This window comes from Klebsiella sp. Ech2A, from assembly GCF_030078455.1.
Classification (GTDB): Bacteria; Pseudomonadota; Gammaproteobacteria; order Enterobacterales; family Enterobacteriaceae; genus Klebsiella; species Klebsiella terrigena.
The window spans coordinates 1-12,629 of the sequence record NZ_JAQGFU010000127.1 but is presented as its reverse complement, the minus strand read 5'-3'; the positions used below and the strand labels follow the sequence as shown (position 1 = coordinate 12,629).

Genomic DNA, 12,629 nt, shown 5'->3' with positions numbered 1-12,629 from the left:
GCGCGCACTGGCACGCGCTTTTCGGGTTCAATGAGCTGCCGGAGGGGCTGGCTGTGGGTCAACAGCGCTTTGTTTTTCTCCAGGGGCAGGGCAACCGGCTAGCCGAACTGGTCTTTAACGTCTCTGACCCGGCGCTAAAAGGCCAACGTTTTCGCGTCGGTAACGGCGAATATCGCTTTCAATAAGGGGCTGCTGCGCATGGCAAATGTACATTTTATTGGTGCCGGACAAATGGCGGAGGCCATTATTCGAGCCTCGCTGGCGGCGGGTACGCTTCGCGCGGAAGAGATTTCGCTGGAGGATATCGATCCTGGCCGTATCGCCGCGCTCGCTGAACGCTATGGCCTGGCGCGGAAACCGCCGCGAGAGGATGCGTTGCGCGAAGCCGAACTGGTGGTGCTGGGGATCCGCCCGCAGGACAATTTGTCGAGCGTGGCCGAACGTATTCGGCCCCATCTTTCAGCCGCAACGACGACGATCTCTCTGATTGCCGGGGTGACGCTGCACAAACTCGAAAGCGTATTGGGGGCGGAGAAGCCCATTGCCCGGGTTATCCCTAATACGCTTACCGATACCGGATTTGGCTACAGCGGGGTGGTTCTGAACGCGCAGGCAATTCCCGACCGGGTGGCGCCTTTCCTCAGCGGTTTTGGCAAGGTGCTTTACCTGCCGGAACGGCTTATTGATATCTTTACCGGCTTCGGCGTCGCCGGGCCGAACTACATTTATTACTTTATCGAGTCGTTTACCGATGCCGGCGTGCTGGCCGGCCTGTCGCGCGCGCAGGCAGCTGAGGTGGTTCTGGAAAATCTGCAGGGGGCGATAGAGATGCTGCGCCTGAGCCAGAAACACCCGAGGCAGCTACTCGACATCAACAACTCCCCGGCTGGCGTCGGGATCCATGGGCTGTATGAGCTTAACAACAGCGATTTCGCTGCAGGTCTGCAACGCAGCGTGCTGGCGGCGGTGAAACGTACCCGCGAGTTGGGTGAGACGCAGTAAACGTTATCAGGAGCGATCGCTATGAAGAGAAAAAATACGCTATTCCTCGCCGGACTCCTCTGCGTGATGGGGACGTTGGGCACCTCTGCGGCCTGGTCGGTGACCCCGCAATCCCCGCTAGCCTGGGGGGAGCGTTGGAAAAATTTGCCGCCAACGCCAGCACCTGTCGCCGCGCTAAAACCCGCGTATGCCAGCGTAAACGGAATCCAGCTCTATTACGCCACCACCGGAGAGGGTACGCCGGTAGTTTTGCTCCACGGCGGGCTGGCGAATTCCGATTATTGGGGTCAACAGGTTGCGGCGCTGGCGAAACATCATAAGGTCATCGTGGTTGATAGCCGGGGCCATGGACGCAGCACGCGCGACGAGCGCCCCTACAGCTACGACTTAATGAGTGATGATGTGGTGGCGTTGCTCGATCGTCTGAACATTCAGAAAGCGGATATTGTCGGCTGGAGCGATGGGGGAATTATTGGGATCGATTTGGCTATTCGCCACCCGACCCGCGTGAACCGCATTTTCTCTTTTGCCCCCAATACGAAAACCAGCGGCGTCAAACCTGATACCGAGAAGAACCCGGTTTTTGCCAGCTATATCGAACGGGCCGGTAATGAATATCGCAAGCTGTCAAAAACGCCCGACCAGTACGATGCCTTTGTCGAACAGATAAGCCATATGTGGGCAACACAGCCCAACTGGAGCGATGACGATCTCAAGAAAATCACGGCCCCGGTGCTGATTGTTGATGGCGATCGTGACGAGGCCATTGTGCGGGAGCATCTGGAATATATTGCTAACACCATCCCGAATGCCGGGTTGTTGATTTTACCCAATACCAGCCACTTCGCGTTTATTCAGGCACCGAAAGAGTTCAACGAGGCTATCCTGAACTTTATCGATTACAAGTGAGATGCATGGCGGTGAAAAGAGTACCACGAAGTAAAAGCTGAAATGAGCGAAAGGGTGTTAAAGACGATAACGATCCGGCATGGACGCCGTTTCGTGGTGCAGAATATGCGGCTGAACGGCGCTATACAACCCGTATCGTGCATCTCCCGGGCGTGCTGTATGCTAAAATTTGTACAGCTAAAAGCCCGGGATCTGCAGTCATCATACCAGCACCGTCGTCAATGTGAGGGAGTATGGATAATGCTCGATAATGGCCGGCAACGATATCCCGCATGGCTGTGGTGCGGAAGTTTATTTCTGGCTACATGGCACTGTTCTGCGGATGAAATAAACCTGTACTCACTAAATACGGGCTCATACGTATATCATTTAACCAACAACCACGGGCAGTATACTGAGAATTTTGAAAATAACTTCATCTCCGTGGAGCGTAAATTCTCAGATGAATCAAAATATAGTTTTGTGCTGGGGACGATGAAAAACAGCTTTGATGACCGATGCCTGGCTGCCGGCGTAAGAAGCGATTGGGTAGGGTGGGATAACGGCTGGGTTTTCAAGGGAATATATGGTTACGTAGGTGAATTTTTCTTTGATGCATTCAGTGATTGTGGCGATCATGGGTCTTATCATGATTTTAAAAAAGCAACCGGAATAGGCTTTTCTCCCTATATCTATCATGGCTTTCAGTATAATTTTACCTCTTATTTTGGGATGGACGTTGGCATCATCATCCCATCCGTATTTGTCATTACGGCGCAGTGGAGCTTTAGGTAAAATCGGCGGCCTGCCGTGCCTTCAGGTAACCGGCGATTTCGATCTCGCGAAGCGCAGCTGAATCAGTCAACTCATCGTATCTTTCAACGTAGACGCGCGCGGTAACGGCATAGACGGACGCGCAATTTTCGAACCTGCTGCGAATAACAACCATCAACCAATCCGGCCGCCCGAGCTTCCGGCTTTAGCCACTCCATAAATCACATCACCATAAATAAGAATAATAATTATTTCCGTTAAGTAGTATGTTGTACTCGCTCATGACGATAAATATTTCATCATGGCGGAACATAAGACCACGAGTGGGCGCCAACGCTACCTGTGCTGAGGTGCTGCATCAATACAATTTATGGGGATAAGATGATAAGAATATCAGTCCGCGCAGTGCTGTTGGCGTCCGCCGTTGCGATGTCAACCGCCACAACCGCATTTGCCTCCAGCCATTGGGAAACAGCGGATACGACCTTTCCTGGCAGTATCCGCGCCGGTTCAAGGGAAGTCCCTGTAAAGCCAGGCGATAAAACCGAAGTCACGATTAAGAACCTTCCGGCGGGGGCAACCGTCACCTTGCTGAATGGTGCTGAAGCCCTGACTCCTCAACCTCTGACCGCCGACGGGAAGGGATCGCTCAATATTCCGCTGACCGTTCCGGCCACTGCCGGGATTGGCCTGCATCCGCTCACCGTTATCACGCAAAACCCCGCCAGCGTCTCGCAGGTCATGTTGAAGCTATCCAAAATTGTTCCCCCGAAAAATGCCGATGCCTTCAAGCTGCAAACGGCCCCCGTCGGCGAGCGGGCGTACCAATCGGCCGTTTCAGCCGATGGGAAGCTGTTCGTGACCTCTGCGCGCGGGCCGAAGGATGGTAGCCGTCTACTGAGATTGAACGCCGGAACGCTGGCTGTCGAAGCGGAGGCCGTGCTGCCAAAAGATGAAAAGGGCAAACAAATTGGCGTCTTCGGCGTCGGCGTTGACAATGCCCATGGGCAAGTCTGGACGACGAACACCCTTGCCGGGACGGTGACCGTCTATGACGCGAAGACGCTTTCCGTGGTGAAGGTCTTTCCGGAAGGTTCGGTCGCGCATCCACGCGACGTGATTATTGATGAAGCCCACAATCGGGCCTACGTCAGCGCTGCGCTGACCGGTTTTATCGAGGTATATGATACCAAAACGCTTGAGCACGTCGGTCAGCTGGAGTTCGTGGCGGACCGTGGCCGCGACCTGTTTTACAGTACGGATCTTGCCCTCGACAGTGCCGGAGGGAAGCTCTACGGCGTCAGCCGCGATACGCCATGGGTAGGCTGGATTGATCTCAAAACGGGCAAGAGCACGACGGTGAAAGTTCCTCAGGCGCAAGGCGCAACCGACATCGCTCGCGATCCGGCAACTGGCCGTCTGTACGTCGCTTCCCAGGAGACGAACAACGTCGTGGTGCTTGATGCGAACGGTAAGCTGCTCGCTGATACCTATATCGGCGCCGGCGGCGTATCCGTCGTCTGGGATGCGGCGACGTCGCAGGTTTTCGCCGCGACGCGCGCGGGCGGAACGGTTGCGGTTCTCGATCGGGACGGCAAACTGGTCGCCAATATTCCGATGGACGATACGCCAAACAATCTGACCGTCGCGCCTGATGGCGCCATTTATCTGGTGTCTATGTATGGCAGCGTCGGGGATAAGGTCCAAACGGGCTCGGTGACGAAAATCACGACCGGGAAATGACGGTAATAATCGGCTAAGCTATTCGCGGCCCGCTGGGCCGCCAGGCCTGGCATAATGATGAATCCCCAGCCGTTCATGGGCTGGGGATTGCTCTGCGGCGACAAAACTCAGCCTTCAAATATTTTTTTCAATAACCTTTTCCAGCGTTTCCCCTGAAGCACAGCGCCTCAATCGTTTGGGTCATTTTTCTCTCCAGGTTCATGTTTGGACTTAACCTACACTATCTTCCGTTTCCCAAACGGAGCCCTTAATGTGCGAATTTCGACCAACCTCACAGATAATAATTTTATATGATTAACCCGAACTTGATCACTTGACTGGTCAAGTGACGCTCACCTATGTTGAAAGCACCTTCTTATCCATTCCGGGGAGCAAGAAACATGGGGATCATTCGTACCTTAAACGGCGATATTGCTGCTAATCAGCTGGGCGTAACCTACAGCCACGACCATATCTACTGTATTCCGCCATATTGGGCAGAGCGTCAGGATGACGATCTTTTACTGGATGACCCGCAGGCCTCGGAGCGTGAATTATGCGATTTCCGCCAGGCGGGGGGCGCTGCCATCTACGACGCCACTGCCCCAGACTACGGTCGCCGTGCGTCAGCCGTCGCCGGGATGGCCCAGCGTCAGCAGTTGCACATAATCGCCACCGCCGGTTTTAACAAAGGCTTTCTGTGGAGCAGTCAGCGTCCGGGCCTGACGCAAACTTTTGCCGAATGGATCGCAAATTCAGAGATTGATGAACTGGTTGAACACGTTTGCCGTGAGGTAAGCGAGGGAATAGAAGGCACTCCCCATCGGGCTGGCGTCGTGAAGTGCGGCACTGGCTACAACGCTATTTCTCCCCTGGAACAAAAAACCATGGAGGTTATCGTTCGCGCCCACCAGCGTACGGGAGCGCCGATGCACAGCCATACCGAGATGGGGACGATGGGATTAGAACAGGCGCAGATCTTTACAACATTGGGGCTGGATTTGTCCCGCTTATGTTTTGCCCATATGGATCGCAATCCCGATCCATGGTTGCACCGTCAGATCGCCAACACCGGGGCGTTTCTCTCTTTTGACGGTATCAGCCGCATCAAATATCACCCTGAACACATTCGCACCCAGGCCATCCTGGCGCTATGCCAGCGGGGTTACCAAAAACAAATCTTAATCGGCGGCGATTTTGCGCGTAAATCGATGAGCGCGCATTACGGCAAAGGGGGGCTGGGGCTGAAGTTCATCCTTAGCGACTGGCGACCAAGGTTCATTGAAGAGGCGCGGGAGGCCGGGTTTGACGGCGAAGCGTTACTGCATGATTTCTTTGTCGAAAATCCTGCGCGTTACTTCGCCTTTGGCTAAGGAGTCGTGATGAAACTTCATCATTTAAATGAACACGAGGCCAGGCGAGCGCTACAAAAGGCGCAGATTGCTTTGCTACCGCTTGGTGCGGTCGAGCCACACGGCGATCATCTGCCGCTGGATACCGACAACCTGCTGGCCGAGCGCTTTTGCGCACGGCTTGATGAGCAGCTGGGGGAGTGCGCGCTGAGCCTGCCCGTTATTTCTTACAGCCAGGTGTGGTCGCTGCGTGGGCACGCGGGCGCCATTGATATCGGCAACGATCGGCTGACGTCGATGCTGGTGTCGCTGGCGGAGAATATGGCCAGCTACGGCATTACTACCACGGCAGTGATCAACGCGCATTACGGCAATTTTGACGCTATTAAAGCGGCTTCCCGCCAGCTTAAGGAGAAAGGCATCACGCTGCTCGGCTACAGCTGGGCGGGCATGGAGCAGGAGGTGAAAAAACGGCAACGCTCGGCGGTGGCTTATCCCGGCTATATGCATGCCGATGAGGTCGAAACCTCGCTGATGCTGGCGCTGGCCCCGGAGTTCGTCACCATGGCGAACGCCCGTGCGCACTATCCGGTATTTCCGCCGAATTTCCGCTATCAACCAATACGCTGGACCGAGTTTTCTGATTACGCCGTGCTGGGAGACCCCACCGAAGCCAGCGAAGAGAAAGGCAACGCCTTCGTTCAGCAGGCGCTGGAGACCACGCTGGCCTCAATCCGCCACCACCTGACGCAAGGAGCCGCCGATGATCGAAAGTCAATCGATAAACGTTGATTGCCCGGCCCGCAGCCCGGAGGAGGCAATCCGCGAAGCGGGGAACGCGCTCTGCCGCGCGGGAGCCTGTAGCCCGCAGTACGTCCAGGCAATGGTCGATAGCTACCATGAACTTGGACCTTATTTTGTCATCGCGCCGGGGCTGGCGCTGCCGCATGCCCGCCCCGAACAGGGGGCCATTAAGGCGCAAATCAGCGCCGTCAGGCTGCGGGAGCCGCTGGCGTTTGGCCACGCGGAAAACGACCCCGTGCAGGTGGTGCTGGGGCTTTCGGCAACCAGCAGCGATGCGCATATCCATCTTATCCAGCATATCGTGACCGTACTGAGCGATGAAAATAACCTGCATACCCTGATGCATTCTCACGATCCTGAACAACTTTATCGGCTGTTAGCCAGCGCATCGTAGGCTGCTTTCAGCGTTTGTAGCTTGATTAACACGGAGTGAATAGCGATGAAAATTCTGACAGTCTGTGGTTTAGGTATGGGCTCCAGCCTGATTTTAAAAATGAACGTTGAAGCGGTGTTAAGACAGCACGGTATTCAGGCTTCCGTTGAACATATGGATGTCTCATCCGCCGCTTCGGCCAATGCCGATGTGGTGATCACCAATGCGGAACTGGTCGACAATCTAAAACATCTGTCCTGCCCGGTGGTGGTGGTGAACAACTATATCGATAACGCAGAAATTACGACGGCGCTTGCGCAGGCGAAGATTCTGCCTCCAGGAGAGTCGTCATGAGCGAATTTCTTGGCGTGCTGCGCTGGATAACCATTAATATATTTGGTGAGGCCTCGATTTTAATTGGCCTGATTGTCCTGCTGGGCCTGGTGCTGCAAAAGAAATCCTTAGCAGACATTGTTTCCGGCACCCTGAAGGGCATTCTGGGCTTTCTGATTATCGGTGCGGGAGCGGGGATTATCGTTTCCGCGCTGCTGATATTTCAGCCTATCTGGACCGAAGTCTTCGGCCTTAGCTCAATGAACCTGACTAATATTATCGGTCAGGCGCGCTTTAGCGAACGTTACGGAAGCAGCGTGACGATTGCGATTGCCGGGGGATTCGCCATCAACCTGCTGCTGGCCCGGCTGACGCGTTTTAAATACATCTATCTGACCGGACACATGATGTTCTGGACCACGATGATTTTTGCCGGGGTGATGGTGAATACCGCACCCGGCATCTCAGCGGTGCAGCTGACGCTGATGCTAACGGTCATTATGGGTCTGTACTGGACCTTGCAACCCGCGCTGGTCCAGCCGTGGGTGCGAAAAATTACCGGCAACGACAACGTGGCGCTGGGGCATACTTCGGCCTCGGTCGCGCTGTTGGGCGCGATTTTTGGGCAGATATTCGCCCGCAATAAAATCAGCTCCGAGGATATCAAGGTCCCGAAAAAGCTCGGTTTTCTCCGTGACTCCAACGTAGTGACGGCGTTAACCATGGCGCTACTGTTCTTTATCGGCACCTTTATTTTGCAGATCAAAGGCACGCCAAAAGCCGCTGAAATTCTTGCCCAATCCGGCGACCTCAGCTTCTACATTTACGCCCTGAAACAATCGCTGATGTTTACCGGCGGCATTGCCGTAGTGCTCCTCGGCGTACGGATGTTTATTGGCGAAATGGTACCGGCGTTTAACGGCATCGGTTCGCGGCTGGTCCCCGGCGCAAAACCCGCGCTGGACTGCCCGATTCTGTTTAACTTTGCGCCAAACTCGGTGGTGCTGGGCTTTGTCGGCGCGTTTGTTGGTTCGCTGCTGTGGTTGACCCTGATTGGCCGCTACACCGGCTATGTGTTTATTCCCAGCATGATTGTGATTTTCTTCCACGCCGGAACGGCGGGCGTTTTCGGCAACATTACCGGTGGCTATAAAGGTGCGCTTCTGGCGGGATTTATCACCTCGACCGTGGTCGCATGGGGGCAGTATTTCTGCGTCACGGGTTTTATCAACAACACGATACCCGATACCGCATTGTGGGCCGGAGACAGCGACATGTTCGTCATCGCGCCGTTCATTCATCTTTTGACCCGCTTGCTGACGTTCTGATATCAGGAGGAAGTCTATGAGTCAGGCACTGAAACAGTACTACGGGCAGATCCGCCAGAAGCTGGCTTTTCTTGAACAGCGCCCCGAGGCGTTAACCCAGGCGGCGGAAATCATGGCCCAAAGCATTCTGGCGCAGCGCAATATCTTCGTTTTTGGTGCCAGCCACGCCGGGATCCTGGCGGAGGAGATGAGTTATCGGGCAGGGGGGCTGGCCATTATCAATCCGCTTTTTACCCCCGCGTTGATGCTTAACGTCAGGCCGTTAACCCTCACCAGCGCGGTGGAAAATGTGGAAAATCTCGGGCGGGTGCTGGTTGAGCAGTCGCCGCTGCGCGCCGGTGATACGCTGCTGATTCACTCTGTCTCCGGGCGAAACGCGATTACGATTGATGTCGCGCTGGCGGCGAAAGCCTGTGGGGCAAAGGTTATCGCCATTACCAGCCTCGCGACGGCGGCGCGGGTGACGTCGCGCCACTCCAGCGGCAAGCTGCTGGTCGATATTGCCGACATCACCATCGATAACCACTGCGAGTATGGCGATGCAGCCGTTAGCCTGCCGGGCCTGGTGCAAAAAGCCGCGCCGCTCTCCACCATTATGGGCGCGGCCATTGCTAACAGTCTGGTATTACTTATTTGCGAAATCATGCTGGAAAATGAGCGCACGCCGCCCATTCTCGCCAGCGCAAACATAGACGGTAATCAGGAGATAAATCAGGATATACTGAGCGCATACAGGAGCCAGATACACTACCTCTGAGTGGAGCACAAGTATGTTTGAGTCGGATGGACTCCCTCTCTATTTAAGGATAAAAGACGTTATCCTGCAGCGGATCCTCTCTTTTACCTATGACGATAAGCTTCCCGGTGAGCTGCTGCTCGCCGGGGAGTTCAAGGTTGCGCGCGGCACTATTAAGCAGGCGATTGATTCGCTGGCCAGCATTGGCATGGTGTATCGGGAGCAGGGGAAAGGGACGTTTATCAACCGCGATGCGCTGCAAAAGTACTACACCGATCTCCCTGACGTACTGACAACCTTTGATGGAGACGGCACGGTTGAGGTGGAAGTGCTGTCGCTAATTTCGACGATGGCCGACCGCCAGGTGGCGGAGCAGATGGGGCTGGATTTAGGTAGCCAGCTGATGCGTCTGGAGCGGCTATTAGTGCAGGGGGAGCAACCGGTTGGCCACGTTCTTACCTGGCTAAATGGCCGTATTTATAATGATTTGAGCCACGTTGACGGTAGTCGGTCGCTGTATAAGCAGCTGCGGGAAACGTTCGGCTACTCGCCGGCTAACGCCACGGAACGCTACACGCCGGTTTGCTGCGATACCCGCACGGCGGGATTATTAAATATTGAACCCGGCCGCCCTCTGTTTCGCATTGAACGTGTCGCCCGCGATCTGGATGACGTGGTGCTTGAATACAGCGTCACGCATACTCTGGAGGCCAGTCTGTCGTTACAGATAGCGACCAGCCAGAGCAGCGTGAGCCAACAGTGGAACTGTACGATTGATAAGGGGCGTTAATCCGCCTCCCGGGCGAGAATATCGCCTGGCTGACACTCCAACCTTTCACCTTTCCCGGTTCTGTAAGCCAGACGATGAATCACCTGCAGAAAGGTTCAATAAGCGTGTTGCATCGTGCATATCGCCCCTCGTACCGGTCCATAGCCACCGGGTATAGCGGAGGGCTTACACCTTCATTGACTCTGTAAAAACAGGCGGTGAAAAAGATCGGTCAACAGGTTAGAGACAATAAACACGCAGGCGGCGAAAATGGTGGTGCCAATCACCACCGGGAAATCGCCGTCCAGCGCCGCGTCAATCGCCAGCCGTCCGACGCCGTCGAGGCCGAACATCTTCTCGGTGACAATTGCGCCGCCCATAATTGCCGCCAGCTCCAGCCCGGTGAGCATCACTACCGGGCTAAGCGCTGGCTTTAACGCGTGATCGAAGTATACCCGCCACTCGCGCACCCCTTTTGCCCGCGCGGTACGGATATAGTCCCTGTGCAGCACGTCGAGCATACTGCTGCGCAACACGCGTTGAAAAATAGCTGTTTCCGCCAGCGTCAGCGTCAGCCACGGCAGCGCCAGATGCCGCGCCCACTGCCACGGGTCATCGCGCAGGGCCACATAGCCGCCAGCAGGAAACCAGTTTATGTTGTGCAGCGACAGCTGATAAAACAGGAAGAAGATAATCAGCATCCCGCTCAGGAAGGTGGGTAGCGACAGCGCGACATAGGCGAAGAACGCCAGCAGGCGGTCGACGAAGCGGTCGCGGTAGCGCGCCGCCAGCACGCCGGTGAGCAGCGACACCACCGTCCAGATAACCAGCGCGCCCAGCGCCAGCGACAGCGTAACCGGCACCTTCTCCAAAATCAGCTGGGTGACCGGCGTCTGGAAACGGAACGAGTAGCCCAGCGCTGGCGGCCAGTGAAGCATGCCCACCGGCGCGCCCTGGATCTCCGGGCCACGCAGCAGGAAATAGCGCAGCTGCTGATACCAGGGATCGTTGAGGTGTAACGCCCGGGCTATAGCCTCAACGGCCTCTGGCGTGGCGTTTCGCGGCGCCAGCATCACCGCCGGATCCTGATAGGCGATACGGGTGAGTGAAAAGGCGACGATCAGCACCAGCAGCAGCGTCAGGGTGCTACGCAGCAGCGTGTTAAACAGAGTAGAAAAGGTCATGACTATCGTCGCTCCAGATGAGGGTCCAGTACGTCGCGCAGGCCGCTACTGAGGCAGTTAAAACCGAGGACGATTAAAAACAGCGCCAGCGCGGGGGCAGCCAGAAACCACGGCTGAACCTGATACATCGCCGAACGCTGCACGTCGGCAATCATATTGCCAAGGCTTGCGGCGGGTGCGGGAATGCCTACGCCAAGGAAGGAAAGGGTGGCTTCAGCGATGATGTTGGTAGGTAGCTGGATGGCCCAGTACACGCCCATCGTCGGCAACACGCCGGGAATAATATCGCGCCACAAAATGCGCCGCTGACTTTCACCCATCAGCACCGCGGCAGCCACGAACTCCTGCTGGCGCAGATCCAGCACCAGCCCTCGGCTCAGGCGCGCAAAGTAGCCCCATGAGAAGAAGGTAATCACAAAGATCACCACCCACACAGGGTCGACGCGAGGACCGCTCTCGCCGCCTTGATTCAGCGCCAGCAGGCTGAGCGCCGTGACCACGAACGGAAACGAAAGTACCAGATTGATCAGCTGTTGACACAGCGCGTCAATGCGCCCGCCGCGATAGCCGCCAAACACCCCGACGAACAGACCAATCAGCATTGCCAGCGTGGTGGCGGGGACGGCGATCAGCAGCGAAATGCGGGTGCCGTACAGGGTGCGCACCAGCACGTCGCGACCGTTATCATCCGCGCCGAGCGGAAACGCTGCACTCGGCCCTACGGGCAGGCCCATATCCGACAGCGCGCTATCACGGAACTGCCCGGTTTCGCTATGGCCTAGCCATGCGGCGACCATTGGCGCAGCTAGCGCCGCAAGTACCATCAGCGCCACAATCACCAGTCCTCGACGGGCGCTCGGTTCCCGCCACAGCCTCTGCCAGAACGTCCCTGGCGGGAGGGTGAGCGGCTCAGAAAGCAGCGGCTGACTCATAGACTACCTCCTCGCTAAAACGATGGCCGGTGCCGGGAATGGCCGCAAGCAACAGTCGCGTCCATGCGTGCTGGGGCCGCTGGAAGATCTGCTCGGTGCTGCCCTGTTCGATAATGTGCCCTGCCTGCAGTACCAATACGCGGTCGCACAGCGCGGCCACCGCATCGAGGTCGTGCGAAATAAACAGAAGCGACAGGCCGTAGCGGCTACGCAGGCGGGTAAACAGCTGAATGATGCGGTGCTGGGTAGTGATATCCAGCGCCGACACCGCCTCATCGGCGACGATAAGCTTCGGCTTCATCGCCAGCGCACGGGCAATAACCACCCGCTGGCGCTGGCCGCCTGACAGCTGCGACGGGTAGCGCGAGGCGGCTAAAGCGGGCAGCTCCACCTGCGCCAGCAGATCGTCGGAAGCCGCCCTTAGCGCCAGCG

The 12,629-nt window shown here is 56.4% G+C and carries 15 protein-coding genes and 2 pseudogenes; 12 read left to right on the top strand and 5 right to left on the bottom strand.

Going from position 1 to position 12,629, the window contains the following annotated elements:
* The 4 genes and pseudogenes from PFH44_RS19180 to PFH44_RS19165 all read left to right on the top strand — a co-directional run.
* A pseudogene (locus PFH44_RS19180) lies at nt 1-185 on the top strand (VOC family protein); the annotation flags it as partial.
* A 13-nt stretch (nt 186-198) separates the two neighbouring features.
* Nucleotides 199-1,002 (top strand): pyrroline-5-carboxylate reductase family protein, encoded by an 804-nt coding sequence (locus PFH44_RS19175; protein ID WP_045858096.1) that lies wholly within the window; start codon nt 199-201, stop codon nt 1,000-1,002.
* A gap of 21 nt (nt 1,003-1,023) precedes the next feature.
* Nucleotides 1,024-1,911, top strand: coding sequence for an alpha/beta fold hydrolase (locus tag PFH44_RS19170; RefSeq protein ID WP_283825837.1), 888 nt, complete (start codon nt 1,024-1,026; stop codon nt 1,909-1,911).
* 240 nt (nt 1,912-2,151) lie between these two features.
* Entirely contained in the window at nt 2,152-2,685 is a 534-nt protein-coding gene (locus PFH44_RS19165) for a hypothetical protein (protein WP_283825836.1), read from the top strand.
* On the opposite strand, the gene PFH44_RS19160 is transcribed toward PFH44_RS19165, so the two are convergent.
* Nucleotides 2,678-2,839 (bottom strand): hypothetical protein, encoded by a 162-nt coding sequence (locus tag PFH44_RS19160; protein WP_161795702.1) that lies wholly within the window; start codon nt 2,837-2,839, stop codon nt 2,678-2,680. The two genes, PFH44_RS19165 and PFH44_RS19160, sit on opposite strands and share 8 nt — an antisense overlap.
* Nucleotides 2,840-3,045: 206 nt before the next feature.
* Between PFH44_RS19160 and PFH44_RS19155 the strand changes: the two genes are divergently transcribed.
* Complete coding sequence (locus tag PFH44_RS19155; protein WP_349632132.1) at nt 3,046-4,407, top strand: YncE family protein; 1,362 nt, start codon at nt 3,046-3,048, stop codon at nt 4,405-4,407.
* A gap of 114 nt (nt 4,408-4,521) precedes the next feature.
* Here the strand turns inward: PFH44_RS19155 and PFH44_RS28025 are convergent.
* Nucleotides 4,522-4,581, bottom strand: a pseudogene (locus tag PFH44_RS28025) (Hha/YmoA family nucleoid-associated regulatory protein); the annotation flags it as partial.
* Between the two features lie 206 nt (nt 4,582-4,787).
* Between PFH44_RS28025 and PFH44_RS19150 the strand changes: the two are divergent.
* The 7 genes from PFH44_RS19150 to PFH44_RS19120 are packed head-to-tail and all read left to right on the top strand — an operon-like array spanning nt 4,788 to nt 10,102.
* Nucleotides 4,788-5,759, top strand: a complete 972-nt coding sequence (locus PFH44_RS19150; protein ID WP_349632133.1) for a phosphotriesterase family protein — start codon at nt 4,788-4,790, stop codon at nt 5,757-5,759.
* A gap of 9 nt (nt 5,760-5,768) precedes the next feature.
* Nucleotides 5,769-6,530, top strand: a complete 762-nt coding sequence (locus PFH44_RS19145) for a creatininase family protein (RefSeq protein WP_283825833.1) — start codon at nt 5,769-5,771, stop codon at nt 6,528-6,530.
* Nucleotides 6,502-6,936, top strand: a complete 435-nt coding sequence (locus tag PFH44_RS19140) for a PTS sugar transporter subunit IIA (protein WP_045858084.1) — start codon at nt 6,502-6,504, stop codon at nt 6,934-6,936. Before PFH44_RS19145 ends, PFH44_RS19140 begins: the two co-directional genes overlap by 29 nt.
* A 45-nt stretch (nt 6,937-6,981) precedes the next feature.
* Complete coding sequence (locus tag PFH44_RS19135; protein ID WP_045858082.1) at nt 6,982-7,269, top strand: PTS sugar transporter subunit IIB; 288 nt, start codon at nt 6,982-6,984, stop codon at nt 7,267-7,269.
* Nucleotides 7,266-8,576: a PTS ascorbate transporter subunit IIC gene (locus PFH44_RS19130; RefSeq protein WP_283825832.1), complete on the top strand. Its 1,311-nt coding sequence runs from the start codon at nt 7,266-7,268 to the stop codon at nt 8,574-8,576. Before PFH44_RS19135 ends, PFH44_RS19130 begins: the two co-directional genes overlap by 4 nt.
* A gap of 16 nt (nt 8,577-8,592) precedes the next feature.
* A complete protein-coding gene (locus tag PFH44_RS19125) occupies nt 8,593-9,333 on the top strand; it encodes an SIS domain-containing protein (RefSeq protein WP_283825831.1) in 741 nt (246 codons plus the stop codon).
* Nucleotides 9,334-9,346: 13 nt separating this feature from the next.
* Complete coding sequence (locus tag PFH44_RS19120; RefSeq protein ID WP_283825830.1) at nt 9,347-10,102, top strand: GntR family transcriptional regulator; 756 nt, start codon at nt 9,347-9,349, stop codon at nt 10,100-10,102.
* A gap of 173 nt (nt 10,103-10,275) precedes the next feature.
* Here the strand turns inward: PFH44_RS19120 and PFH44_RS19115 are convergent, their stop codons facing one another.
* From PFH44_RS19115 to PFH44_RS19105, 3 genes are all read right to left on the bottom strand, one after another.
* Nucleotides 10,276-11,265 carry an ABC transporter permease gene (locus PFH44_RS19115; protein WP_283825829.1) on the bottom strand — a complete coding sequence of 330 codons (990 nt, stop codon included), beginning with the start codon at nt 11,263-11,265 and terminating at the stop codon, nt 10,276-10,278.
* Nucleotides 11,266-11,267: 2 nt separating this feature from the next.
* A complete protein-coding gene (locus PFH44_RS19110) occupies nt 11,268-12,197 on the bottom strand; it encodes an ABC transporter permease (RefSeq protein ID WP_283825828.1) in 930 nt (309 codons plus the stop codon).
* Nucleotides 12,175-12,629 (bottom strand): ATP-binding cassette domain-containing protein (locus PFH44_RS19105; RefSeq protein WP_283825827.1); only part of this gene is annotated, 455 nt, incomplete at its 5' end. The genes PFH44_RS19110 and PFH44_RS19105, both read right to left, overlap by 23 nt.

Bases quoted from the DNA above. Each gene is read 5' to 3' on its own strand.
- PFH44_RS19125 (WP_283825831.1), top strand. From the start codon at position 8,593: ATGAGTCAGGCACTGAAACAGTACTACGGGCAGATCCGCCAGAAGCTG.
- PFH44_RS19175 (WP_045858096.1), top strand. From the start codon at position 199: ATGGCAAATGTACATTTTATTGGTGCCGGACAAATGGCGGAGGCCATT.
- PFH44_RS19170 (WP_283825837.1), top strand. From the start codon at position 1,024: ATGAAGAGAAAAAATACGCTATTCCTCGCCGGACTCCTCTGCGTGATG.
- PFH44_RS19150 (WP_349632133.1), top strand. From the start codon at position 4,788: ATGGGGATCATTCGTACCTTAAACGGCGATATTGCTGCTAATCAGCTG.
- PFH44_RS19155 (WP_349632132.1), top strand. From the start codon at position 3,046: ATGATAAGAATATCAGTCCGCGCAGTGCTGTTGGCGTCCGCCGTTGCG.
- PFH44_RS19110 (WP_283825828.1), bottom strand. From the start codon at position 12,197: ATGAGTCAGCCGCTGCTTTCTGAGCCGCTCACCCTCCCGCCAGGGACG.
- PFH44_RS19130 (WP_283825832.1), top strand. From the start codon at position 7,266: ATGAGCGAATTTCTTGGCGTGCTGCGCTGGATAACCATTAATATATTT.
- PFH44_RS19120 (WP_283825830.1), top strand. From the start codon at position 9,347: ATGTTTGAGTCGGATGGACTCCCTCTCTATTTAAGGATAAAAGACGTT.
- PFH44_RS19145 (WP_283825833.1), top strand. From the start codon at position 5,769: ATGAAACTTCATCATTTAAATGAACACGAGGCCAGGCGAGCGCTACAA.
- PFH44_RS19165 (WP_283825836.1), top strand. From the start codon at position 2,152: ATGCTCGATAATGGCCGGCAACGATATCCCGCATGGCTGTGGTGCGGA.
- PFH44_RS19140 (WP_045858084.1), top strand. From the start codon at position 6,502: ATGATCGAAAGTCAATCGATAAACGTTGATTGCCCGGCCCGCAGCCCG.
- PFH44_RS19115 (WP_283825829.1), bottom strand. From the start codon at position 11,265: ATGACCTTTTCTACTCTGTTTAACACGCTGCTGCGTAGCACCCTGACG.
- PFH44_RS19160 (WP_161795702.1), bottom strand. From the start codon at position 2,839: ATGGTTGTTATTCGCAGCAGGTTCGAAAATTGCGCGTCCGTCTATGCC.
- PFH44_RS19135 (WP_045858082.1), top strand. From the start codon at position 6,982: ATGAAAATTCTGACAGTCTGTGGTTTAGGTATGGGCTCCAGCCTGATT.